This window comes from Streptomyces tagetis (assembly GCF_018069565.1).
Classification (GTDB): domain Bacteria; phylum Actinomycetota; class Actinomycetes; order Streptomycetales; family Streptomycetaceae; genus Streptomyces; species Streptomyces tagetis.
The window spans coordinates 131,054-156,533 of record NZ_JAGPNL010000002.1; the positions used below are offsets into that span (position 1 = coordinate 131,054).

Consider the following 25,480-nt stretch of genomic DNA (forward strand, 5'->3'; position numbering starts at 1 on the left):
GCCATGCCCGAGTACCTCGCACCCGGTGTCTTCGTCGAAGAGGTCAGCTTCCGCGCGAAGTCCATCGAAGGGGTGCCGACGAGCACGACCGGCCTCGCCGGGATGACCCGGTACGGGCCGGTGCACTACCAGGGGGGCCCGTTGTCGACGGAGCCGCGCCTGGTCACCAGCTTCGTCGAGTTCGAGAGGCTCTACGGCAAGCTGGAACCGCTGGGCGACCGCGTACCCTATCTGGCCCATGCCGTCCGCGCCTTCTTCCTCAACGGCGGCCAACGGCTGTACGTCTCCCGGGTCTACAACCCCGGTGACGGCACGGGGGTGGCCAAGACCGACGTCGTCGTCAACAGTCCGGCCGGCACCGCGTCGACCGTCACGTGGTGTGCGCGCTGGCCGGGAAGCATGGGCAACGTCTTTGTCGAGGTACGCCCCGTCCGCAGCCGCAATGTGGCCCTGCCCGCTCCGTCCGGGGCCCCCGCGGCGCTGCGCGCCAACCGCGTCCGCAACGGCTCCCTCGTCGAGGTGGCACCGGCCGGAGCCACCCTGCCCGACCGGAAGACCCCGTTGGACATGGACAAGCTGCGGACCGTCGAGGTCGACTCCGCCGGACGTCAGACCTTCCACCGGGCCAACGGCGACATGGACCCGCTGACCGCGACGGACCAGCTCGTCCTGGTCGAACTCGAGGTCACCGTACTCGTCGATCCGGACCGGACGGACCGGGCCACCGGCCTCGGCTGCCACACCGACCACCGACGCTGGATCGGCAAGATCCTGGACCTGCACGATCCCGAGGACGACGCCGCCGTGGTCTGGCTCAAGGCGGACCGGCCCAATCCGATCGGGCTGGCCGTGGCGCTCACCAACGGCACCGACACCGAGAGGAACGTACGCGGCCGCTTCGAGCTGACCGGCGGACTGGACGGCCGGCTGCCGACGGCCGAGATGTTCAAGGGCGAGGAGGCCGACCTGGACGACGCCACCAGGAAGGCGACCGGGCTCGCGGCACTGGCCGAGATCGACGACATCGCGATCGTCGCCCTGCCCGACGCCGCCGACCTCGACGACGACGAACAGAGCCGGCTGGCAGTCCAGTACCTGATCGCGCACGCGGAGGCGCCCGGCGCGTATCGGATCGCGATCGTGGACGGTCCGAAGAGCGCGTCGATGAACAAGATCCGGTCCTTCCGTGGTCAGTTCGACTCCTCCTACGCCGCTCTCTACCACCCCTGGATCGAGACCCTCGACCCCAACGAGAGCCCGGAACAAGGGTCCCTGCCGGGCAAGTTGCTGCTCCCGCCCTCCGGCTTCGTCGCCGGCATCTACGCCCGCTCGGACATCACCCGCGGCGTGCACAAGGCACCCGCGAACGAGGTGGTGCTCGGCCTGACCCGGTTCGAGGCCAACATCAACACCGGCCGTCAGCAGGTACTCAACCCCGAGGGCATCAACGCCCTGCGCTTCTTCCCCGGACGCGGCAACCGGGTCTGGGGAGCGCGCACGCTGAGCAGCGACCCGGAGTGGAAGTACGTCAACGTCCGGCGGTTCTTCATCCTTCTTGAGCACTCGATCGACAAGGCCACCCAGTGGGCGGTGTTCGAGCCCAACGGTCCCGACCTCTGGCAGAAGATCGTGCGTGCCGTCGAGGACTTCCTCGACCTCCAGTGGCGCAACGGCGCCCTGCTGGGCGCGACCCGGGCGCAGGCGTACTTCGTCCGCTGCGACCGCACCACCATGACCCAGAACGACCTCGACAACGGCCGCCTGATCTGCCTCGTCGGCGTCGCCCCGGTCCGGCCGGCCGAATTCGTCATCTTCCGCATCGGACAGTGGACGGCGGACGCCCGTTCCTGAACCGGCGCCGCCCTGAGAGGAGCCCGTGGTGGCCACACGCAGCAACCCGTACGGAGCTTTCAACTTCCAGGTCGAGTTCGACGGCACACCGGCCGGCGGGGACCCGATCACGGCTGGGTTCTCCGACGTCTCCGGACTCGGCAACGAGATCAACTTCTCCGACTACCGGGAGGGAAGCGACCCGGACAACGTCGTCCGCAAGATCCCCAACACCAACAAGACGGACGAGGTGACGCTCAAGCGCGGTCTGATCGGCTCGACCGAGGTGTTCGCCTGGTTCAAGGACGTCCGCGACGGTGCCTACGCGCCGCGCAGGGTGACGATCACCGTCCTCGACGAGGCCCGCAACAAGGTCCTCGCGCTGTACCTGCGCAACGCCCAGCCCAAGAAGTGGGTCGGGCCCACACTGGCGGCCAAGGGCAGCGGTGAGGTCGCCATGGAGGAACTGCACCTCGTCCACGAGGGCATCGAGTACGTGGGCCTGTGAGATGACCTCGCCCATGGCACCCGCGACCTCCGCCCCGCTTCCGGCGCTCGGCGCACCCGGCGTCTATCTCGCGCCGGACGCGGCCGGCCGGCCGCCGCTCCCGGTCCGTATGGACGTCTGCGCCTTCGTCGGAGTCGCGCCGCGCGGTCCGGCCTGGGAGCGCGCGGACGGCCCGGCCGTGGACCGGGCACGCTCGGTGGCCGTGCCGGTGCAGAGCTGGCAGGAGTACGAGGAGGTGTTCGGCGGGTACGCCGGCCCCGGACTGCTCCCCCACGCGGTGGCCGCCTTCTTCGCCCAAGGGGGGAGCCGCGCGTACATCGTACGGATCGTGCCCCGGGAACCCGTGCCCACGCAGGACGCGCAGGTCCCGCCTGCCCGCGCCGTGCTGACCTTCGCTTCCGGGGTGACGGACGGGAACGGGGCCGCTCTCCGGCTGCAAGCCCGCAACGAGGGCAGGTGGGGGGCGCTGCTGACAGCCACGTTGACGTTCGGCGTGGTGGCGATGCCCGTGCCGGGGCTGGACGGGCGGACGTTGGTGCTCACCCCCGGTACCACCGTGACGGCCGGCAGTCTGCTGCGGCTGCGCCCGAGGGGAGGCACGGACGAACTGCGCCTGGTCACCGGGGTGATGCGGCGCCCCGCGCGGGCCGGAACCGGCTGGGAACTGCTGGCCGCGCTCGACGCGCCCGTCACCGGCCCCCTGGAGCGCGCCGAGGAAGTCACCGCGGTCCTCGACGTGGTGGACGGCGATCCCGGCCGGGCCCGTAGCGAGCGTTTCACCGACCTCGGTCTGACGAGCGGACACCCCCGATGGCTGGGCGCCGCGCTGTCCACCGGCTCCAGGCTCGTCGAGCCGATGCCCTCGACGGAAGCCGTCCTGCCCGCGGACTCCCGGCTGGCCCCCGCCCTCGCCACCGTCACCACCTGTGGCACCGACCGGTACGTCTTCCTCACCCCCGAGGACTTCTTCGGTGCCCCTCTCGCCGACCCGGAGGCGCCGCCCGGCGGCCTGGACGCGCTCCGCGACCTGCCGGACTGCGCGACGGTGGTCGTTCCCGACCTGTATGCCCCGGCCGAGCCGCCCGCCGCCGAGAGCGTGAGCACACCGGCCACCCTCGCCGGGGCCGACTTCGCACCGTGTGTGCCGGTCCCGGGCTCCGGCCCGACCAGGCGGCCCCCCACGGACCTGCCCGGACTGCGGTGCGACCCCCTGGACCGCGGGGAGCGGGCGGTGGTCGTCGCACTGCAGCAGCGGGTGGTGGCGTTCGCCGAGCGGGAGAACATGGTGGCCCTGCTCGACGTGCCCCCGGGCCTGCGCCCGCGGGACGTGCTGAGCTGGCGCTCGGCCTTCGACTCCTCGTACGCGGCGGCCTACCACGGCTGGCCGCGGGTGCCCGACCCCCGGGTGAACCGGCTGGTCACCGTGGCTCCGGCACCCTACGCGGCCGGTACGCTCGCGGCGGCCGAGCACGCCCGCGGGACGCCGTTCGGCCCGGCCCAGGCGCCGCTGGCCGGCGTCGTCGACGTGGCGGAAGGACCCGGCCGCAGGACAGGGTCCGGGCCGGCCGACCCCGAGGCGCTGGGCACCCTGCACCGGGCCGGGATCAACGTCTGCGTGCTGGGCCGGAGTGGAGCACGGATCACCGCCGCCCGCACCCTCGCCCGCGACCCGGCGTCGGGCCAGCTCACCGCCCGGCGCACCGTGAGCTACCTGGAACGCACCCTGGAGCAGCAGTTGGCCTGGGCCGCGTTCGAACCGAACGACGCCCTGCTGCGCGACCGCGTCCGGGTGGCGGTGGAACACCTGCTGCTCGATCTGTTCGCGGCCGGCGCCTTCGCCGGCGGCAGCCCGGCCGACTCGTTCTTCGTCCGGGTCCCCGCCGCGGGCACCGCGGCGGGGACCGCGACCGGCGGGGCCGACCTGCTGTGCGAGATCGGGGTGGCGCCCGGCACCCCGCTGGAGTTCCTCGTCGTGAGGGTGCTCCGGATGGACGACGGCACGCTGAGGACGGAGGGCGGCCGGTGACCGAGAACAGACTGCTCGCCACCGCGTACCGGTTCCGGGTGACGTTCACCCTGCCCGGACCCGGGGCCCCCGCCCCCGGCGCACCCACGGATCTCGGCAGCGGTGGATTCCAGGAATGCACCGGGCTGGAGGTCGAGATGGAGGTCGGCGAGTACGCCGAGGGCGGCCGCAACGACGGGGTGGTCCAACGGGCCGGCCGGATGAAGGTCGCCCGGCTGGTCCTGAGGCGCGGCATGGTGATCGGCGGGGCCGGCCGGGTCGTACCCGAAATGTGGACGTGGATCGCCGATGTGACAGGCGGTGTGCGCCCCGTACGGCGCTACGACGGACTGGTCCAGCTTCTGGGCGCCGACCACGAGCCGGTCGCCACCTGGGCGTTCCGCCGCGCCCTGCCGGCCAAGGTGGTCGGTCCGCAGTTGAACGCCCGAACCGGCGAGGTGGCGATCGAAGAGCTGACCCTCGCCCACGAGGGACTGCGGATGGTGGCGCCGTGACCACGCCACTGGCCAAGGCCACCCTCCAGGAGATCGGCACCCGCCCCCCTGCTCCGCAGCCCGAGCCGGTCACCGTGCAGTTCAACCCTGCCTCGCTGCGCCTGCAGATGGCGAACAACGTCGACATGAAGAAGGCGTTCGGGAAGCGGCCCGCCGTCCAGTACGACGGGACATCCTCCTCCACCCTCTCCTTCGACCTGGTCTTCGACACCAGTGAAGAGGGCTCCACAAAGGAGCCGGTCGACGTCCGCACCCGCGCCAGGGCGGTGGAGCGCTTCATGCTCCCGGCCAACGGCACCAAGTCCGTGCCGCCGCAAGTGCAGTTCAGTTACGGGACCTTCCAACTGGTCGGCGTGATGAGCGCGCTCGGCCAGGAGTACGACCTGTTCTCCGCCTCCGGGGTTCCGCTCCGCGCCAAGCTCGCCGTGACCATCAAGGAGCAACTGACGCGGTACGAGGACGGCCGGACGGGCCCCGCGGCCAACACCGGTGCGGGCGCCCAGGACGACCAGGGCCTGCTGGCGGGCGGCGCGCCCGCGGCGCGTACGGACCGGACCGGTACCGCGCTGACAGGGGAGAGCGCCCCGGACTTCGCCGCCCGGATGGGACTCGACCCGGCGGGATGGGCAGCCCTCGACTTCGGCGGCCAGGACCCGCTCGGCCTCGCGGCCGGCACCGCGGTCGACTTCTCCGCGTCCACCTCGATCGGCCTCGGCCTCTCCGCCGGCGTCACGGTCGGCGCCTCGGCCGGGGCTTTCGTGCTCGACGGGAGGGAGCCGGAACCGCGGGCCGTCACCTCGGCGGGCGGGCTGCAGAGCGCGATCGACCAGCAGGCCGGCCGGCGCGCTGCCGCTGCCGCGGACGCCCGGCGTGCCGGATTCGCCGTACCGGGCGCCCCCGGCACGGCCGCGACCACGCCCACCCCGCCGGCCGCGTCGCCGCCGACGTCCGGACGCCCGGCACCCGCGACGGCCGGTCGAGGCGCCGGCCGGCCGGATCGGACAGGCGGGCCGGAGAGGTGCGACCGGCGCGCTCTGACCTACGGCTCCGGGGTACCGCTGCGGCCCCGCGTGCGGCCACCCTCCCCCGGGGCCGGTGACGTGCCCCTCACCGACGACCCGACTGTTCCCCGTTGGATCGCCCTGCGCGCCCCGCAGGCGGCCCACGGGACGGAGCCGGGGCCTCGATGCGACTGCGGGGCCCCGGCGGGACACGGCGCCCATGCCGCCGCGAGGAAGGAGAACCATGACCCTGCGCATTGGTGAGATCAGCAACGAGGTGCTGGTGGACGACGCCGCCCGCACCGCGGAAGGGCCGGCCGAACGCACGGCGGCCCACCAACCGGGATGGGCCGAACGCGACCGGCACCGCCGCAGAGCCGAGGCCGAGGCCCGGGACGCCTCCCGTACCGCGGAGGAGGACCGCCATGGCTGACAGCCCCACCCTCCCGTGGCCCACCGTGTGCTCCCCCGGGCAGGCCCGCCATGACTGACCGCCTCATCGCCTCCGACCCGGTCTTCACCGTGGCCGGACAGCGCGTGCCGGACCTGGCCCGCGACTGCCTGGCCTTGAGCGTCGAGGAGACCACGGCGGGGCTGCGTACTCTCACCGCGCACTTCCTCGCCGTCGCTCCCCGACGACGGCCCAACGACGACGTCGTGGAGTATCTGGACGGCCGGACGCTGTCCTTCGGCAGCGAGCTGTCCGTCTCGCTCGGGCCCCCGGGCAACGAGCGCGTGGTCTTCGCCGGAAGTGTCTCGGCGCTGGAGGCCACCTTCGACGAGGGCGACACCCCACACGTCACGGTTTTCGCCGAAGACGCCCTGATGGCGCTTCGGATGACCCGGCGCTCGCGTACGTACGGTCAGGTGAGCGACGCCGATCTGGCGCGGCGGATCGCAGCGGACCACGGACTGTCCGCCGACGCGGACGCGGCAGGACCGACGTACCCGCTGGTGCAGCAGGTCAACGAGTCCGACCTCGCGTTCGTCAGGGCCCGCGCGGCGCTCCTCGGCGCCGAGGTCTGGGTGACCGGCAGGACCTTGCACTTCGCGACCCGCGACCGGCGCCGGGGACCGGAACTGCGGCTGGCCCAGGGCCGGGACCTCCTCACGGTCGCCGTGCGCGCCGACCTCGCCCACCAGCGCAGCGCGGTGCGGGTCTCCGGCTACGACGCGCGCGGCCGGGACAGGATCGACGCCGAGGCCGACGGGGCGGTCGTCACGGCCGAGGTGCCCGCCGGGCGGACCGGTCCGGCCGTCCTGGCCGGCACCGTCGGACCACGGCTCGACCAGCTCACCCGGATGGTGCCGCTGGCCGAGGCGGAGGGCCGGTCCTGGGCGGCGGCCCGGTTGCGGGCGCGCGCCCGCCGCTTCGTCACCGCGGTCGGCACCAGCCGGGGCACTCCGGAGCTGACCGTGGGCAGCCGGATCACGCTCACCGGCGTCGGCAGGCCGTTCGACGGCGACGGTTACTACACGACCCGGGTACGGCACACCTTCCAGCGTGGCGCCGGCGGACTGCGCAGCCATTTCGAAGCCGAGCGGGCGACCGTCAACGCGGAGGACGGCCGGTGAGCGAGGGACTGTACGGGCTGTACCCGGCACTGGTGACCGACATCGTCGACCCCGACCGGCTCGGCCGGGTGGAGGTACGGCTGCCCTCGCTCGGCACGACCGGCGACGAGCTGCGGGTCCGGGCGACGCTGCTTTCCCCTTACGCCGACGACGGCCAGGGCTTCGTCGCCTATCCGGCGGTCGGATCGCAGGTGGTCATCGGATTCGAAGCGGGCGACGCCAACCGCGCGTACGTCGTCGGTTCCTGCTGGAACGGCAAGGAGACGGCGCCCGTCGAGGCGACCCGGCCCAACAACAAACGGATGCTCAGATCGCGGGCCGGCAGCGTGCTGGAGTTCGACGACACCGAGGCAGCGCCCAAGCTCACCGTGAAGACCGACGGCGGTCACACGCTCGTCCTCGACGGCGGTTCCCGGGAGGTGCGGCTGACCCATGCCGACGGTTTCGGGATGACACTCACCGCGAGCGGCCAGGTCCGGATCACCTCGAACGCGCCGCTCGACATCTCCGCCCCGGCGGTGAACGTTCACGCGGCGACCGCCACCTTCGACGGGACCGTCACCTGTACGACGCTGCAGACCACCGCGGTCGTCTCGCCCTCGTACACTCCCGGCGCGGGGAACGTGTGGTGAGCCGGCCGATGACAGCCCACGTCCCGACCCCGCACGACTGGCTGCTCACCGCCCCGTGGTGGCACTGGCCCCGCCAGGGCGTTCCTCCCGCGCACACCAGGCCCGCCTTGCAGAAGTACGCCACGCCCGCGCTGGTCGACGAGTTCCTCGCCGATCCGCAGCGTCGGCTCGTCTTCGATGACGTCGCCGACCAGGGGCCGGCTCCGTCCGGCGGAGTGAGGTTCGTCGCCGCGGCGGCCGCACAGGTGCGCAAGCTGTACCTCGCCACCCACCACCGGCACTATCTCGTCGCCGTGGAACTGCACTGCGACCGGCCCGGCTTGCCCAGCCCGCGTCGTGACGAGGTGTGCGAGGCGGGCTTCGTGGTCCGGCGTCGCCGGGCCTCGGTGCCGCCCGGAGCAGCCGCCGAGGCACGAAGGATGCTCCGCGATCTCGCGCTGGCGCGCGCCCGGCTGGGCGCGGTCGACAAACGGCTCGCCCAGGCCCTCCGGGCAGGCGGCACGAAGCTGTCCCGGTGCGGTGGCCTGCTGGAACAACACGCCACCGCCGAGCGGAAGGTCGACACCCACCGCTCCGCGCTGCACACGTGGGCCGAGGCCGCCGGCGTCGAACGCGCCCTGGACGGCTGGCGGCCGCTCTGCGTCGACGCGGCCGGCGGGGTCGTGCCCCTGCCGGAGCGGCCCTGCGCGGCGCTGCGACCGCTGCCCGGACTGGGCCGGTGGGAGCGGGTGAGCGAGCTGCCGCACGAAGTCACGGAGGCGACGTTCCCCCTCTACCCGCTGGTGCCCGACCCGGCGGACGAGGCTCACGACGGCGCGAGACGAACGCTCTACTTCGGCGTCGTCCCGACCGGCACGCTCGATCTCGCCTTGCTCCCCGTGGCCGGGGCGGCCCCTTCCGGCGAACCGCCGGCGGACCGTGTGCCACGGTTCGACGACGTGTCGGTCTACGAAATCCGCTGCTACGTGCGCCGGCACGATCCCGCCTGCCCGCGCAGACCCGGGCAGCGGGACTGCCACGGGCCACTGACCTGGAGCGAGCCGAGCGAGCCATTCCGGCTGGCAGGCCCGCTGGACCCGCGCGGCACGGCCAACCGCCCGGTGACGATCAGGATGCCGGACAAGGCGGAGCTGCGGGCCGCGGTCGGACTCGGCGCGGGCATCGGCGGGGTCAGAGTGGGCAGCCCGCCGGACATGCAGTTCGATCCGGTGCCCGGAGGCGGTTACCAGATCTGTTCGTTCTCGATCCCCCTGATCACGATCATCGCCACCTTCGTGCTGCGGCTGTTCCTGCCGGTCGTGGTCCTTCTATTCGGGCTGTGGTTCCTGCTCGCCCTCAAGATCTGCATCCCGCCGAGCCTGTCCGTCGATGCCGACCTGCAAGCGGAACTCGCCGCGAAACCCGTGGACTTCGAAGCCGACGCGGACTTCGAGGCCAGATTCGGAGCCAAGGCCGACGCGGCGCTCGACGCGTTCGCCAAGGCGGTCGGGGCCTCGGCCACGAATGCCGGTATCAAGCCCCCCAAGATGGGTGATTTCGGGTCCGGCCTCAAGGGGCAGCCGACGACCGAACGATTCCGTATCGCACGGTCCGTCGTCGGCGGCGCCCACGCGCTCTCCGCGCCCGACGACGACCTGCGTTACGAACCCCGGGTGGAACGCGAGGAGGTGTTCACCGCGTGACCGGCCTGCACGCTGACCGGTTGGGCCGCGGCTGGGCGTTCCCCGTCGAGCCGCTGCCTCGGCGTGGGGTCATGGATCTGGCGAGCGGTGCCATGCTGCTCCGCCAGTCGGTCTGGATCATCCTGGTCACCGAACCCGGCGAGCGGCTCATGCGCCCGGACTTCGGCTGCGGACTGCGCCGGTTCCTGAGCGCGCCGAACACCCCCGGCACGCGGGCCGCGATCGCCCGCGCCGTGGAGGACGCGCTGTCCGTCTGGGAGCCACGCATCACCCTCAGCGCCGTGGACGTCAGCCCTGGCGTGGACCCGACGCTGGCCGTCATCACCGTGTCGTACACCCACGTGCGCGACGGCAGCGCAGCCGACCTGCGGATCGCCGTGCCCGTCGGCACGGCCCGGACGACGGGGGTATGACCGTGCCGATCCCTCCGCCCGCACTCGACGACCGTTCCTACGACGACCTCCGCAGCGAACTGCTGGAGCGGATCGCGGTCTACACGCCCGAGTGGACCGACCGTAACCCCAGTGACCCCGGCATCACCCTGCTGGAACTCGTGGCCTTCCTCGGCGAGAAGCTGCTCTACCGCTTCAACCAGATCCCCGACGCCACGCGAGCGTGGCTGCTCAGACTTCTCCGGGTCCCGCTGCGGCCGGCCCATCCCGCGCGCGGGATGGTCGCCTTCACACCGGTCAGGCGGCGGGCCGACGGCACCCCGGACGCCGTCGAACTGCCCGCGGCGACGGTCGTCGCCGCCGGCTCCGTGCAATTCGAGACCGAACAGGACGTCACCGCCCTCCCGGTACGGGTCCGCGCCGTGGCGAAGACCGCCGCTCCGGCGCCCACCGATCACGACGACATGGCCGCTGTGCAGGCAGCACTGGACGCGTACGGCCTCGGCGACGACGAGGACCCCGTCTTCTATCGCGCGGTGGTGCTCCCCGACGTTCCCACCGTGCCGGGGGCGCAGCCGCTCGAGGTCCCGAACGCCGTCGACGGCACCCTGTGGCTCGCTGTGATCGCCGACGAGGCCAAGGACGCCGGCGCACTGCGGCACGGCGATTCCTCACTCGCCGGGGCCGAGCTGAGCCTCGGGGTGGCACTCGACCCGCAGGTGCCGGACATGTTCGCGGTCGAGCCGTGCCCCGGCGCCGGGCCGGCAGCCGGGGGGCCTCCCCCGCAGGTGGAGTGGCAGATCTCGACGATCGACCGGGAGGACGGCGGTGAGCCCCGCTACGAGACGCTGCAACTCTTCGCGGACTCCACGGGCGGGCTGCGCCGCGACGGGGTGGTACGGCTGCGCCTGCCCCGAGATCTCACCCGACTCGGGGTGCCGGTCCCCGACGCCCCGGACGGGGTGGGCGTCGGTGCGTACCCGCCCGCGCTGGACGGAGAGGAGGCCGTGCTCTTCTGGCTGCGCGCCTTTCCCCTCGCCGGCGCCGCCGAGATCCCGGCACTGCGCTGGGTCGGCGTGAACGCGGCCGAGGTGGTCCAGGCCGTCACCGCGCAGCCCGAATACCTCGGCACCGGCACCGGTATGCCTGACCAGCGCTACGCCTTCGCTCACCGGCCCGTACAGCCCGACGTGCCCCCGGTGGTCGTCGAGGTCGAGGAGAACGGCGTCTGGCGGCCGTGGCAGCGTGTCGAATCGTTCGCCGCCAGCGGTCCCGAGGACCGGCACTGGACGCTGGACGGCGACGCGGGGGAGGGCGGTTTCGGCGACACCGTCCGCGGCCGGGCTCCGCAGATCGGCGAGCGGGTCCGGGTGCTGCGCTACCGCTACGGAGGCGGCGTGCAGGGCAACGTCGCGGCGGGCTCCCTCACCCGGCTGCCCGGTGGCGAGCCTGCCACGGTGAGCAACCCGCTGGCCACCGAGGGCGGCACCGAGGCGGAGACACTCGATGCGGCGCTGGGCCGGATTCCCGGTGAGTTCCGGCGGCACGACCGGGCGGTGACCGCCTCGGACTTCGCCGAACTCGCCGCACTCACTCCGGGCGGGGACGTCGGGCGAGCGGAGTGCCTGCCGCTGTTCCACCCCCCGACGAAGGCACTGGACGCCGCGGGCGTGGTGACCGTCGTCGTCTGGCCCCGCCACGACGCGTTCCACCCGGACGCACCGGTCCCCGACCGCGGACTGCTGCGCCGGGTCTGCGCCCACCTCGACGCCCGTCGACCGGTCACCACGGAGCTGTACGTGGTGCCGCCGGCGTACCGGAAGGTGGCCGTCTCCGTAGGGCTCTCGGTCAAGCCCGGCCACAGCGCGGACGCCGCGCGGCACTGGGCCGAGCTGGTCCTCCGCCAGTACCTGTCGCCACTGCCGCCGTACGGGCCGGAGGGCGGCGGCTGGCCGCTCGGCCGCCGCGTGCACGGTCCGGAGCTGGAGGCGGCGGTGCTGCAGGTCGAAGGGGTCGAGTACCTGACCGGACTGGACGTGGCGCAGCGGTCCGACGACGGCTCGTGGACCCTCGGCACGGTCGAGCTGCGGCCGTGGGAGGTCGCCGAGCCCACCGCGATCTCGGAGGTCGCCGGGGGCACGCCACTGCCGGTCGGGGAACAGCCGTCACCACCCTCCGCGCCGGGCACCCCCGTACCCGTGCCGGTCCCGAGCGAGGAGTGCTGATGGACGCCGGTAGGTCCGCCGCCGTCGCGGTCGCCGCCCAATGGCTTCGCTGCGCACACGTCGGCACCGCGCTGACGGCCGACGACCGCGCCGTCACACTGGAGTGGCAGGTCCCGGAGGCGGTATCAGGGACCGACAGCGGCCCCGGACCGGCCGGGCTGGCGTTCGGCCCCGGCGGCACGGCCTACCACGCGGTGCCGGAGGAGGGCAGGATCGTCCGGGTGCCGTGGCGGCCGGGCGGCGGGAAGGGCGAGGTCCTCGTCGAGGACCTGTTGGAGCCCCCGCCCGTACCCGGCCCGCCGTCCGGCCGTTTCGCCCCGGCGACGGGCACCCCCGTGCGGCATGTGCGGGCAGCGGCGCTGGTGGTGGACTCGGACGACCGGCTGACCCTGCTGGACGTCTGCGAAGGCACCGTACTCGTCCTCGATCCGGTCGAGCGCCGTCCGCTGCGCCGGCTCCGGCCGCCCGGCACCCCGGTCGACCTGGCCTTCCACGACCACGGTCTCCTGGTCGCCTGCGCCGAACCGGACGCCCCGCTCCGGCGGTTGGACCGACAGCGTCCGCCCCGCCGGCTCCCCGTTCCGGACGGCCCGCGAGCCGCGCTGCCCGTCGGGGCGGTGCCGTCCCGGGTGGCCGTCGGCCGGGGCGGCGAGGTGTGGCTCCTGTGGCGGGACCCGGAGGACAACGGCTGGGCGGTGCCCGTCGCCGACCACCGGACGGGACAGGTGCTCGGCCCGTTTCCCGGCGCTTCCGACCTGGAACTGGACGGCACTGGGGCGGTGGTCGTGGCCGGGCCGCCGGGCGCGGACCTGCGCCGCATCGCCTTCCGCGACGGCGGTGTCGCCGAAGAGCGGCCGCTGCGGGCCCCCACCTACGACGGGCGCGGCCTGGCGCGTACCCCCGACGGCCGGATCGGCTACTGGAGCGGCAGGGGCGTACGGACGGCGTTCGAGGCCCGCGTCCGGTACCGGACCGAGGGCCGGGTCGACACCTTCGCACTGGACAGCGGGACGTACGGGCAGCGGTGGGGGCGGCTGTTCGTGGATGCCTGCCTGCCGCCCGGAACATCGCTGAAGGTCGGATTCCTCACCGCCGACGACCTTCCCACCGAGGACGGCGTGACCTCCCTTCCGCACACTCCGCCGTCCAATGCGCACATCCCCTTGCCCGTGCTGCCGCCCGGACCGCCGCTGGCACCGGCCGAGGCCGCGGAACGGCTCTTCGGCGACGGCACCGAACCGGGCGGCGGCGCCGGCGGGTGCGGCGACCTGTACCGGCGTGGCCCCCGGGAGGTGCCGTGGTCCCGGCGGGAGGCATCCGACCCGTTCGTCACCTACGAGGCCCCGGTGAACGCCCCGCCCGGACGCTACCTGTGGCTCCGGCTCATCCTCACCGGAACACCCGGGGCGGCTCCGCGGGTCCTGGCACTGCGGGCCGAGCGTTCCGGTCACCGCCTGCTCGACCGGCTCCCGGCCGTCTACTCCGCCGAGCCGCGGGCGACGGCGTTCCTCGACCGCTTCCTCGCTCTCCTGAGCGGCCCGCTGGCCGACCTCGACGCCCGCGCCGCCGAACGGCACCTGATGCTCGACCCGGCGCACGCGCCACCGGAATCTCTCGCCTGGCTCGCCTCCCTGATCGGGCTCACCCTGGATGGGCGATGGCCCGATCCGGTACGCCGGACCATGCTCGCCGAGGCCGTGGAGCTGTTCCGTCTCCGCGGGACGGTCGCCGGGCTGACGCGCATGCTGGAGATCTACCTCGGGGTGGCGCCGGTCCTGGTCGAACGGTTCCGCTTCCGCGGCCTCGGCAAGGTCCGAGGTCCGGATCTCACCGCGGTCGGGGGCACGTTCGCCGACTACGCCCACCGCTTCGCCGTGGTCGTCCCGGGCGCGCTCTCCGACGAGCGGCTCGCCACGGTCAGGCACCTGCTCGACCTGCACCGCCCTGCCCACACCGTGGTCGAGGTGTGCTCCGCCGACAGCGGGGCCCGGGTCGGTGAAGGATGGCATCTCGGACTCACCTCGGTGGTCGGCAGGAACAGCGGCTTCCAGCCCCTGTCCGTCGGCGGCACCCTCGGCAGGTACGCCGTACTCGGCCGGCCGACCGGCGGACATCCCGTCGGCCAAGGACGGATCGGCGCGGACACGGGGGTCGGACCATGACCGATGCCGTGATCGACCGGTTCGCGGTGCGCTGGCGGCTTGCCGCACCGCAGTTGCGCCACGAGGCGAAGACGCTGCTCGACGTGCTGCTCGAGGACGTCCTCGACGAGGCACTGGCCGGGATCGTGGCCGCGGACGAACAGGTGGCGATCAGATCGGTACACGTGCCACCCGTGCGCGTCCGCGCCGGCCTCACGGCAGAGGCCGCGGGTGCGTGGGCGCGGCAGGTCGCGGCGGCCGTCGCCGGGCAACTGGCGGCGGGCGGCCCCTCGGTGGTGCGCTACCCCAGCCGGCCCGCCGCTCTGCTGGATCTCACCCTGCGCGCCTGCGCCGGAGACACCTCGCCGGTCTGGGCGTGGACCAGACTGGGCCTGTGGCCGGCCACCACCGCGGCCGGGGGCGGGACGAGCACCGGCGTCGCGGACGCCGTGTCCGCCGCTTTGGCCGCGCAGCCCATGGCGGTCGCGCCCGTACTGGCAGCCGTCGCCGCGCGGGGCGCGTTGCCGCGGGTGGTCGCCGTGCTCGGGCCCCCACGCCTGGAACGGCTCGCGACGGTCGCCTGGCAGGCGCTGGGCGGGGCGCCGGAGGAGGTCCGCCCGGCAGGAGCCCCCGACATCCGGACCGGTGCCGCGGCTCCGGCCGCCCCTGCCTCGGGAGCGACCCACGGCGGGCCCTTCACCAGCGGTCTCACGTCGCCGGCGCCGGGGGATTCCGGTGCCGCAGCCGAGCTGTTGTCGCGCTCGCCGCTCGGCGCCGCGGCCCTCGACGGGCACGACGCCCGGGTTCGTGCCGCGCTGACCGCTCTGGCGATCGCCGACGCCGACCCCGGTCGGGTGGCTTCCGACGGCGCTGCCCTGCTGCGCCTGGCCCTGAGCGAGCCTGCGGCGCGCCGGCAGACCGTGCGGAAGCGAGCAGTGCGGGAGCCGGCCGTGCCGGAATCCGCCCCGGTGGACGGGCACGAGGACGGGAGACGGCCGGCCCCCTGCACCCATGGCGCGGAGCGGGCGTGCCCGGTTGTCAGCGGGAACGCCGGGCTGCTCTTCTGTCTCCACCTGATCGCGCCCCTCATGTCCCGGGCCGGCTCGCCGCAAGAGTGTGCGCCCCTGTTCGCGCTGGACGGCCTGGGCACCCGCGCGGCGATGCACGCGCTCGGCACGGAGCTGCTGCGCCGTTCGGCCCCGAGACCGCGCGCGCCGGACCCGGCCGACCCGGCACTGCTCGCCTTCTGCGGCCTTCCGCCGTCGGCCGGACCTCCCGGCCCGGCGGGCGACGCCGACCACGGCGCCGTCCGGCGCGAAGCCGCCCGCCTGGCCGACCGGACCGTCCGCGCACTGCGCCTCAGGGTGGCCGGACGGCCCCCGGCCGGTCTTCCGCAGACCGCGCTCCTCGCCGAACTGCTGCATCGGCGCGGCGAGATCATCGCTTCTCCCGGCTGGCTCGAGCTGCGGTTCGACCTCGACGACGTCTCGGTCGATCTGCGCGCGGCCGGCCTCGACCTCGACCCCGGCTGGCTGCCGGCGCTCGGCTGCATCGTGAGGTTCCGCTATGTCTGATGTCGCACTCTCCGCAGGTGTCGGGTCCTCCGGGCGGCCCGGTGCCGCTTCGACGCGGCTGCACCGAGCCGCCATGGAAATCGCCGGCCGGATCGGCGAAGCACTCGGCGCCGACCACGACGCGCACGGCTTCCTCACCGCCCTCGCCGGCCGTGCCGTACCGCAAGCCGCCAAGGGCGAGCGACCGTCCGGAAAGGAGCGGGGCGCGGAGGAGGACGCGGAGGAGCAGCCGGTCGACAGACTGGCCCGCGGACTGGGCCTCGGTCCCGCCGAGACCGACGTGCTGCTCCTCGCCGGGCTCGCGGACGAGCACGAGGGCCTCTCCAGTGTGCTGCGCGAACTGCACCCGGGACGGGTACCCGCGGCGACCACCGGGCTCGCGGCGGTACTCGCCGAGGCAGGCGCCCTCACCGGCGCGCCCTCGGACCCGCTCACTGCCCGGCTCTGGCTGCGAAGGCTCCTGCGGGGCGGCCCGCTGGTCGCCTCCGGCGCGGTGCGCCCGCAGGGCGGCGGCCCCTTCTGGGACCGCACCCTCGACCTCGCCGAGGGGCTGTGGGACGCCCTGCACGCCGCACCGCTGTGGCCCGCCGGAACCCGCCGCACCGACCCGGCGCTGATCGGACTCGTACCGCCGGGCCTGCGCGCCGAGAACCCGGCGGTGGCGGCCGTGCTCCGTGCGGTGGGCCGCGGCGTCCCGGCCACCGTCGTCCTCCGCTCCGACGACCCGGCCGATGCCGCGCTACGCATCGCCGCGCTGCTCACCGCCACCGGCCGTGAGCCGGCCGTTCTCGACGTGCCCGTCCTCGACCGGTCCGCCGCCCGCGCGGTGGCCCTGGTGGCGCTGGCCCACGGGGTCACGCCGGTGCTCGTCGCGCAGGAGCTTCCCGACGGCGCGGCCGCACTCGACGACGTCCCGGCCCCGGCCGTACTCGCGCCCCCACCCGGCGCCGCCCTCGGCGCCACAAGTCGGCCACTGCTGAGCGTGGACGTGCCGCCGCCCCCGCTCGCCGCCCACCGCGAGCTGTGGCGCCGGCTGGCTCCCGACCTGCCCGGCACCGCCGACACGGTGCCGTGCACACTCGGGGCGGCAGCCGCGCAGGAGCTGGCCCGGAATGCCACCGCCGGGGCCCTGATCCGCGGTGAACCCCTCCGACCGGCCGACCTGCGCGCCGCGCTCGACGCCCGGGAGACCGACCGCACTCCGCAGGGCGTCGTGCGGCTGCGCCCCACCGCAGGCTGGGACGGGCTGGTGCTTCCGCCCGACCGTCTCGCCCAGTTGCGCGAGGCCGTCAATCAGGTCCGCCGGCAGCATGTGGTGCTGGACCGCTGGGGGTTCCTCCGAGGGCGGCCAGGACGGCGTGGCGTCCGGCTGCTCTTCTACGGCCCGCCCGGTACGGGGAAGACGCTCGCGGCCGAGGTGCTCGCGGGTGCGGTGGGCCGAGAGCTGCTAGTCGTCGACCTGTCCCGCATCGTCTCGAAGTGGATCGGCGAGACCGAGAAGAACCTCGCCGAGGCGTTCGACGCCGCCGAGCGCGGGGACGCCTTGATCCTCTTCGACGAAGCGGACACGCTGTTCGGGCGCCGTACGGAGGTCGGCGACGCCCGCGACCGTTACGCCAACCTGGAGACCGCCTACCTGCTGTCCCGCCTCGCCTGTTTCGACGGCCTGGCGGTGCTCGCCACCAATCTGCGCCAGAACATCGACCAGGCGTTCGCCCGGCGACTGGAGTTCATCGTGCCGTTCGATCTGCCCGGGGAGGCCGAGCGCCGGACGCTGTGGCGCCACAACCTGCCTTCCGGCGCACCGCTCGACGCTCGCGTCGATCTCGGTCAACTCGCCGCGCTCTACCCGCTGTCCGGGTCCCTGATCCGCAATGCCGCGGTCGCCGCCGCGTACTTCGCCGCGGAGGCGGGCACCGCGATCGGCCCGGAGCACCTGGCGCTGGCGGTCCGCCGGGAGTACGCCAAGGCGGGCCAGGCATACCCGGGGGACCCGCCCGGAGCAGCCGACGCGGAGCCTCTACGAGCCGACGCCCACACAGTCAAGGAGTCGCCGTGTCCGTGACGACACCCCTCACCGAATTCGCCGACGAGAACAAGTACAAGGCGACCGAGACCGTCAAGAACCTGACAGCACGGCTGGCGACGTGTGATGCCGAGCTTGCCAAGACCGAGACCGCCGCCGCGGACGCGACCACGGCACTCGCGGGAGTCGCCGCCGACGAGGCCGATATCCGTCGGCGGCTCGCCCTCGCACCGCTGCCCGCCGACGCCGACAGCCTGGTCGAGCAGCTCGCGGCCAAGCTGATCGAGCGCCAGTACGCCGTCGCCACGGCGGGTCACACCGCCGACGCCCTCGGCGCGAAGGAACGCGAGCGCGACGCGATCGCCCAGGCACTGGACGGCGCCCGACGGACGCTGGAGACCGCTGCCGAGACGATGACGAGCGTGCAGAAGGACGCCGACCGTGCGGGGGAGTGGTTGGCCACCGCCCAGGGCCGGTCGGTCGGTGACGCGCTCGGCGGCGCCGCCCCGGCCCTGGCGGCGGCGCCGTACACCGAAGCGCGGAACCGGCTCGACAGCCTGCTCGGCGAAGCGCTCGTCGACCTGTTCCTGGCCCGCGGGAGGGAAGCCGGCCAACGCGACGCCGAGATCGCGGACGGGCTGGACAGGGCCCGCAGAGCCCGCTGGAAATCGCTCGTCGAGCGCGGAGACCCATCCGGTGCCGTGCTGAGCGCCCGGCACGCGTACGACGCCGCCGTCGCCGCGCTGCGAGCCGTCGCGGAAGGGGCGCCCCTCCGGTTCGAGGCGGCGCTGAGCCGACTGGCGGCGATCCGGGGCGGAGCGGACCCGACCCCGGCCGAGCAGGACAGGATGAACAGCCTGCGCGAGACGGCCGAGACCGCTGCCTCCAGGGAACAGGCGGTACTCACCGCAGCCGACAACCTGCGAGAGGCCCGGATGCGGCTCGACGACAAGGCACTGGGCAAGATCCGGGAGGACCCGGCTTTCGACCCGGGCACCTCGCCACAGGTGGCCAAGGAACGCGCGGCCGTCGCCACCGCCCAGGAGGAGCTGTTCACCAGAGAACAGGAACTCGCGGGGGACCGGAGGGCACTCGACATGTGGGAGGCGGCGATCCCGGACGCGCTGAAGGAACAGGTTCTCGCCTTCCTCACCGCCGATGCCACACTGCGCGAACTGACCGGCACGCACGTGCATCAGCTCGTCACGGCGGTGACCCGGAAGTGTGACGCGCTCGTCGACGCGCTGAAGGCCGCGGCGAGGACCGCCGCGGTGTCCGAGCGGCTGGCTGCCGAAGTCACCGCCCGCGCCGGGAAGGCCGACGCCTGGCGCGCGGTGGCCGCGGCCCGCCGCGCCGCCCTCGTCCGTGGGGAGGCGTGACATGCGGGACGACCGGAGCGTGACCCTCCCGGCAGCCGACCCGTTCACCTCTCTCGCCGCCCACTTCGGGATGCTGCTCGGCGTCGCCGACCTGGAGGCGGTGGTCGGTCACCCGTGGGCGAAGATGCGGCTGCACAACGCCTGGCTGCACGGCGGAGGCGTTGTCTGGGGGTTCGGCATCGGCGTCGACGGCCCCGGTCGTGAGCTGCGCATCAGCCCCGGACTGGCCCTGGACGACCTCGGCCGCGAGCTGTACCTCCCGGTCCTGAACTGCCTCGACCTCGCCCAGTGGTACGCCGAACACGACAAGGAGGTGGAGAGCCGGGAGATCCCGGGCGGTGTCGCCTTCGATGCCCACGTGGTGGCCCGGTTCCGGGCCTGCCTGGCCCGGCCGGTACCCGCTCTGGCCTCCTCGTGCGACGGCGCCGACGCGGAGACCGCGTACTCCCGGCTGCGGGAGACGACCGAGCTCCTCCTGGTCCCCGGCCGGTCCGGGAGGACCAGCCGGTACCCGCGACTGCGTCGGCTCTTCGGCCTGCCCGGCACCGGCGACGCCGAGATCGACACCGCGATCGGCCAGGAAGTGGACCCGCTGCGGGCCCAGGTCACGGCCGCGTCCGACGCCGGCCGGTCCCGGGCCTGGCTGGACGCGGTGCGACGCTGCGCCGCGCTGGACACGGTCGATCACCGTCCCGGGGGCCTGGACGACGGGGACGGCTCCGTCCTCCTGCCCGGCACCGGCGACGCCGGCGTTGTCCTGGGCGATCTGCTCGACCTCCGCATCGTCACCGAGGCCGGCACCACCACCGCCGGCGTCGGCACGGTCGACGTCGCGACCCGAACGTCCCACGTGGACACGGCGACCCTGCTTGAGCTGGCCTCCGCCGGCGCGATGGTTCATGGAGGTGCCTGACCATGACGGAACTGCTGCCGGGTGCCGCGGGCCCGGTCGTGCCCACCCGCCAGGTGGACGCGTACGTGGTGATCCCCGTTCCGACCCCGCTGACACGGCTCAACTTCTTCGACGGGCGCCCCCTGCGCGGGACCGACCTCACCCGGGAACAGAAGGCGGGCCGTGAACTGCTGTTCGCGCTCGGGCGCACCGGTGGCCCCGGTGTGGCCCACGGGCTCGACATCACACTCGCCGGGGAGGACATCACGCTCTCTCCAGGGCTGGCGATCGACCCTGGCGGCCGGATGCTGCTGCTTCCCGCCTCTGTGACCGCGACCGTCGACGACCTGCTCGACGCCACCCGAGGCGTGATCCCGAGCGCCGAGCCCGACCGGCCCGGCGCAGCTTCGTTCGCCCCCTGCGAGACGAGCGCTTCGGTCCCACCGGTCGATACGGTCGGGGGCACCGCCCTCTACCTGCTCACCATCGCGTGGGCCGAAGGACTGTGCGGCACCATCGAGGTGTACGGGGCACCGTGCGAGCAGGCATGCGCCACGAGCACCGGGCGCCCGTACCGGATCGACGCGGTCGCGCTCCGCCTGCGCCCCCTCACCCTGACCAGCCCGCTTCCCGCCTCCGCCGCGGTACTCCTGGAGGAGAGGCACCTTCGTTCACGCGTTGCCGCCGCGTACTTCGCCGACGAACGGTCCGCGGCCGGTCCCGCGATGTCCGCCGCCTTCCTCGCCTCGTCGACGTGGTGCCGCGGCGCCCTCGGCCCGGCCGGCAGCGAGGTGCCGCTGGCGGTCCTGGGGCGGTCCGGACAGACCACGACGTTCGTCGATGTCTGGACCGCGCGAAGGGAGCTGCTGGAATCCCCGGCACGCCGCCACGGCGACGGCCGGCTGGCGATGCGCCCGCGGAGCGTCTTCGCGGCCCAGATGGCGCAGTTCCAGTGTCAGCTTGCCCGGCTGGCGTCCGCCGGACTGCCGGAGTCGCACGCGGGCCGGATTCTGGTCGACGCGGGGCTGGTCGAGCTGCCGCCTGCGGGCTATCTGCCGGTCGATCCGGCCGCCGACCTCGTCCGGCAGGTCGGCTCGCTGCTGGGGCCCGGGGTCGATCTGCGCTTTGTGCCCGTTCCGGCGGATCAGGTGCCGCATGAAGTGGAGGAGGTCCGGCACCGGGACCGGATCTCGCTGCTCGTCGGCATCGACGACCCGTCGGCGCGAGCGGACGTCGACGTCCTGGTGCCGGACGGACGGATCGCGTCCGCGCGGCCGGTGACCGGTCGTGGCCTTGTGGCCAAGATGCGCCTCGGCCGGGGCAAGCAGTCGGTGACCTACCACGGTGTCGCGCGCCGTCCGGCCCGGTACGCCCCGGGGTTCACGCTGGCCACGGCCGGCTTCTGCACGGTCTCCACCGACCCGGACGGCGTCGACTTCGTCGACACCCTGGCGAAGGCCGTTTCGATCCACGAGCACTCGCACGTCATCGTCCCTCCCTCCACCGACAGGGAACTCGGACGGGACCGTCTCCGCCGCCTTGCCGACGAGGCCGGACGGTTCGCCGCCGAATCCGCGGGCCGACGCCGGCTCTTCGCCGCCGCTTTCGACGAGAAGGAGGGCAGACCGATCGCGGTACGGGGCGCGCTGGCCTGTGACCACGACCTGTGGCGGTTGCAGCCCGGAGAGACCGCGCTCGTCACCGCGCAACTCGACCTCTACGCGCCGTACCGGGTCCCGCCCGACGGTGACGACGGCAGGGGCCCGGCAGCCGCCCTCTTCGAGCTCTTCGGCCGGGTGGAGGTGCCCCCGTTCACGGTCGACACGGGGGCCGCCCGGAGGTTCCGGTTCGCGGGCCAGCTCGGCGTCGACCGCGGTGACCGGCCCGGCCCCGGGCGATCCGTGCGGTTCGACGTCACGGTGAAGCTCAGGGAGCGGCCCGACGGCCGGCTGTTCGAGATCCGCGGGTCGGAACGTGACCGGCCGATGACGCTGGAGCTGAGGAACGACGGCTCGGTGGTGTGCGCGACCCCCGACGACGAGTTCATCGCCGAGTTCCTGAGGGACCCGGACGTCCTCGGGCCGGACAACCCGCTGCGACTGCTCGCCGAGCTGTCCTTGGGCCTGCTCCGCGGCGCCCGGACCGCGGAGGCCGAGTTCTACGACCGGGCCCGCGCCGACCTGTTCGGAGCGTCCGGCACCGAGGGTGGCGCACCCGTCCTCACCGCGACCCGGGACTGGGTGGCCTTCCGGCGCCGCCGAGTCGAGCCGCCGTCGGCTGCTCCGCCGGCCGCCGCCGAGGTGGTCGTCTGGGTGGCCGCCGCGGACCACCGCGACATGGCCTCGGAGTGGGCGGCACTCCTGGACGGACGCAATGCCGCGGAACTCCCCTGGAGACGGGTGCGCGCGGTCCGGTTCGACGGCGGCACGGCACGCCTGCGTACCCCCGGAGAACTGCGGGGCAGTTACACCGGCACCGGGTCCCCGACGGCGATCCGTCACGTCGGCTTCGGGGCCTGCGGGCCGATGCCGGCCGGCAAGGAGCGAGCGGCCGCTGTCGCCGTGGCGCTGCCACCCGCCGCCGTCCTCGCTCCGGGGGCGGAGATCGCCCCGGCCGCCGTGCCGTCCGGCCTGCTCGAACCGGGCACCGACGGCAGCGTCTTCCTCATCGCCTATCCGTCCAGGCCCGTGAAGACCGGCCTCCTTCAGGTCGTCGCGCTGGGGGATGCCTCGGACCGGGAGCCCGGGGAAGCCGTACGCGATGAGGATCTCGACGCGGTCGAACGTATGGCCACGACGCTCGGCACGGTCCGGATCGCGGACGGAAGCCTCGACCAGGAGACCTTCGGGACAACGCTGGACGCGACCAACCGGGCCGTCAGGCGCCGGATCGTCGAGGGCTTCTCCCCGGTGCTGTGGATCGACCCGGAGTGGTCCGGGTCCGATCCCGAGACCGAACGTCTGCTGATCAGGGCGGCCGGGGAGTTCGTCACCGGGGTCACGGCCCAGGCCGCTCCGCCTCGGCTCTCGCTCGACGGGCAGCGCATCGCGCACGTTGCCCTGGCTTCGGACGAGCGGCAGGCGATCCTGATCCTCGGCTGTCGCCTGGCAGGCAATGGGTGCAGCGGGTTGCCCTGGCTTCGGAAGAGGGGCGGGCCATCGTGACCCTCCACTACGTCGTCCAGGGCGGATGAGCGCATGGGCGCCACGTCCGACGCCGATCACCAGGCCGAGTCCACTGCGCCGGCGAGGCAGTCCCGGCCTGCCTCGGAGCGGAGTACCGACGCAGCGGGCGGACCTCGGACCGGCGTCAACACCCCCGCCTCGGTGGGTGAACTCGCCGTGCAAGCGGCGCGAGCCCCGCGGCCGGCGGCGGGAAGCGCGCCGCCATCGCCACCGGTGCCCGAAGGAGCGGCGACAGCGGGTGAGAGCGCCCCGGTGGAACTTCCGAGGGAGGGCGGCATGGAGGTGGTCTTCTCGTCGGGACGCCAGATCGCTTTCGAGATCGGTGACTTCAGTGAGTTCGGGCTGGGCGAAGGGCAGATCAAGACTCCTGAGATTCCGGTCGGCGAGTTCGTCTCGGCGACCGCCACCATCGGTTCCCACAATCCGATCATGCTCATCCAGCCGACCCTCACCCTCGATCCGGTCATCGGTTGGATCAGTGCCGAAGAAGTGGCCAGGAATCGGGCCGATGAGGCCGAGTCAGCCGAGAGCCGGACACGTGTGGGCGCTTTCGCCGCCGCTGCCGGCGGCATTGCCGGCGGACTCGCCGGGATGACCCTGGGCGGCGCCGTGGGCACGGTCGCCGGGGCACTTCTGGGGCCGGCGGGAGTTCTTGGCGGCAGGGTCATCGGGGCAGGCGTCGGCGCCAAACGAGGAGCCGAGGCGGGCGGCGCACTCGCCGGAAACATCGGCGAATCTCTGTACGATCTCTTCCATGGCGACTTCGATGTGACCGCCCAGCTCAAGGAAAGCCGACTGTCGGGCAAGGTCGGCCTGCGTTACACCCCGTTCGTGAGGCTGTCCTTCGCTCTCACCGGTTTCGAATGGCTGGCCAAGGCCAGTGTCGAACTGCAGACGGTCATGTATGTGACCGCCGCCGCATCGTTCGGTATGTCCGGCGGTATCACCCTGCGCTTCCGTGACGGCAAGCTGGTACGCAGTGTGTTCACGCTGAATCCTTCAGCCTCGCTGGCGTTGAGTCTTGAGGCCGAGGCACGGCTGAAACTTGTGGGCTCGCTGCTCAACATCATGGAGGAGTCGGCCGGCCGTGGACCGTCGTTGTTCGATGGCGAGTACACCACGCCGACCTTCCACCTTTTTGATATGGACACGGTGATCGGTGCGGAGGGTGCTTTCACCTTCGCCAAGGGCTCCCCCATGGAAATCCTGGGCCGCAATATCCGGCTCCCCGCCGGTGCCGCCGCGGACCTGTTCGGCGGCGGGCTGAAGAAGGGCGGACGAAATATTCCGGTGGCGAAAAGACTCGGAGCCCTGGCGGTGAAGAAGCGTGACGCAGAGGACGATATTTCACGGACCGGGAAAACCAAGGGTGGCGCTATTCTGATGGTCTGGTATAAATCGGCGGACTGGTATCCTCGCTATCTGACTCGGCCTTCGGTGCGCGGGCGTCAGGAGAAAATCTCCATGTTCCCGCACCACGTGTACGACAATGGTCTTGCCATGGGGGTCGATTTTTGGCCGCATGAGGGAATGAAATTTCGATACCGTGGAGGTGTGTCGAGAGGTAGTGGGATGAGTCGATTCAAGCGGGAGCTTGAAGCGGAGGGAATCGAGCTGGGCCGCGACCTGGCCTACAAGGCCGATATCGATCACGTCGTGGACTTGGCCTTCGACGGCCCCGACGACGAAACCAACCTCTGGCCGCTCTACGAAAGCCGCAATCGTGGTGCCGGGTCCGTTCATCGAACGCAGAAGGTGTGGTGGACGCCGGAGAAGGGCGACCCGCCCCAGAAGACCGCGCTCGAAAAGGTCCCCACCGGCCGCTGGTTCGAGATCAAGAAGATGCCGGACTGACGGTGTGTCACATCGCGGTGGCGGCGAACAACGGCCGGCACGATGCGGCGTTGATCGATGATCG

Annotated in this window: 18 protein-coding genes; all 18 read left to right on the forward strand. The window is 73.2% G+C overall.

Annotated elements, in window-relative coordinates; genetic code table 11:
- Positions 1-3: 3 nt before the first annotated feature.
- On the forward strand, positions 4-1,851 hold the full coding sequence (locus J5Y05_RS08945) for a phage tail sheath family protein (RefSeq protein ID WP_210870098.1): 1,848 nt from the start codon (positions 4-6) through the stop codon (positions 1,849-1,851).
- A gap of 28 nt (positions 1,852-1,879) precedes the next feature.
- Positions 1,880-2,338 carry a phage tail protein gene (locus tag J5Y05_RS08950; RefSeq protein ID WP_210870100.1) on the forward strand — a complete coding sequence of 153 codons (459 nt, stop codon included), beginning with the start codon at positions 1,880-1,882 and terminating at the stop codon, positions 2,336-2,338.
- Between the two features lie 13 nt (positions 2,339-2,351).
- The gene (locus J5Y05_RS08955) at positions 2,352-4,364 is read left to right on the forward strand and encodes a phage tail sheath family protein (RefSeq protein WP_210870102.1); all 2,013 of its coding nucleotides are present in this window, start codon (positions 2,352-2,354) and stop codon (positions 4,362-4,364) included.
- On the forward strand, positions 4,361-4,858 hold the full coding sequence (locus J5Y05_RS08960; protein ID WP_210870105.1) for a phage tail protein: 498 nt from the start codon (positions 4,361-4,363) through the stop codon (positions 4,856-4,858). Before J5Y05_RS08955 ends, J5Y05_RS08960 begins: the two co-directional genes overlap by 4 nt.
- A complete protein-coding gene (locus J5Y05_RS08965) occupies positions 4,855-6,123 on the forward strand; it encodes a CIS tube protein (RefSeq protein WP_210870107.1) in 1,269 nt (422 codons plus the stop codon). The genes J5Y05_RS08960 and J5Y05_RS08965 overlap by 4 nt, the downstream gene beginning before the upstream one ends.
- A complete protein-coding gene (locus tag J5Y05_RS08970; RefSeq protein ID WP_210870109.1) occupies positions 6,104-6,292 on the forward strand; it encodes a hypothetical protein in 189 nt (62 codons plus the stop codon). Before J5Y05_RS08965 ends, J5Y05_RS08970 begins: the two co-directional genes overlap by 20 nt.
- Positions 6,293-6,342: 50 nt before the next feature.
- Complete coding sequence (locus J5Y05_RS08975; RefSeq protein ID WP_210870111.1) at positions 6,343-7,434, forward strand: phage late control D family protein; 1,092 nt, start codon at positions 6,343-6,345, stop codon at positions 7,432-7,434.
- Positions 7,431-8,066, forward strand: coding sequence for a phage baseplate assembly protein V (locus J5Y05_RS08980; RefSeq protein ID WP_210870113.1), 636 nt, complete (start codon positions 7,431-7,433; stop codon positions 8,064-8,066). Before J5Y05_RS08975 ends, J5Y05_RS08980 begins: the two co-directional genes overlap by 4 nt.
- An 8-nt stretch (positions 8,067-8,074) precedes the next feature.
- Positions 8,075-9,748: a hypothetical protein gene (locus J5Y05_RS08985; protein WP_210870115.1), complete on the forward strand. Its 1,674-nt coding sequence runs from the start codon at positions 8,075-8,077 to the stop codon at positions 9,746-9,748.
- Between the two features lie 71 nt (positions 9,749-9,819).
- On the forward strand, positions 9,820-10,161 hold the full coding sequence (locus J5Y05_RS08990) for a GPW/gp25 family protein (protein WP_210870117.1): 342 nt from the start codon (positions 9,820-9,822) through the stop codon (positions 10,159-10,161).
- Positions 10,158-12,365: a putative baseplate assembly protein gene (locus tag J5Y05_RS08995; protein ID WP_210870119.1), complete on the forward strand. Its 2,208-nt coding sequence runs from the start codon at positions 10,158-10,160 to the stop codon at positions 12,363-12,365. Before J5Y05_RS08990 ends, J5Y05_RS08995 begins: the two co-directional genes overlap by 4 nt.
- The gene (locus J5Y05_RS09000) at positions 12,365-14,527 is read left to right on the forward strand and encodes a phage tail protein (RefSeq protein WP_210870121.1); all 2,163 of its coding nucleotides are present in this window, start codon (positions 12,365-12,367) and stop codon (positions 14,525-14,527) included. The genes J5Y05_RS08995 and J5Y05_RS09000 overlap by 1 nt, the downstream gene beginning before the upstream one ends.
- Positions 14,524-16,080, forward strand: coding sequence for a hypothetical protein (locus J5Y05_RS09005; protein ID WP_210870123.1), 1,557 nt, complete (start codon positions 14,524-14,526; stop codon positions 16,078-16,080). Before J5Y05_RS09000 ends, J5Y05_RS09005 begins: the two co-directional genes overlap by 4 nt.
- Before the next feature lie 73 nt (positions 16,081-16,153).
- Positions 16,154-18,145 (forward strand): ATP-binding protein, encoded by a 1,992-nt coding sequence (locus J5Y05_RS09010; RefSeq protein WP_210870125.1) that lies wholly within the window; start codon positions 16,154-16,156, stop codon positions 18,143-18,145.
- Positions 18,142-19,485 (forward strand): hypothetical protein, encoded by a 1,344-nt coding sequence (locus J5Y05_RS09015; RefSeq protein WP_210870127.1) that lies wholly within the window; start codon positions 18,142-18,144, stop codon positions 19,483-19,485. The genes J5Y05_RS09010 and J5Y05_RS09015 overlap by 4 nt, the downstream gene beginning before the upstream one ends.
- A 1-nt stretch (position 19,486) precedes the next feature.
- Positions 19,487-20,398: a hypothetical protein gene (locus tag J5Y05_RS09020; RefSeq protein ID WP_210870129.1), complete on the forward strand. Its 912-nt coding sequence runs from the start codon at positions 19,487-19,489 to the stop codon at positions 20,396-20,398.
- A 2-nt stretch (positions 20,399-20,400) separates the two neighbouring features.
- The gene (locus J5Y05_RS09025; RefSeq protein WP_210870131.1) at positions 20,401-23,541 is read left to right on the forward strand and encodes a hypothetical protein; all 3,141 of its coding nucleotides are present in this window, start codon (positions 20,401-20,403) and stop codon (positions 23,539-23,541) included.
- Between the two features lie 297 nt (positions 23,542-23,838).
- Positions 23,839-25,416 (forward strand): hypothetical protein, encoded by a 1,578-nt coding sequence (locus J5Y05_RS09030; protein WP_210870133.1) that lies wholly within the window; start codon positions 23,839-23,841, stop codon positions 25,414-25,416.
- Positions 25,417-25,480: the final 64 nt, after the last annotated feature.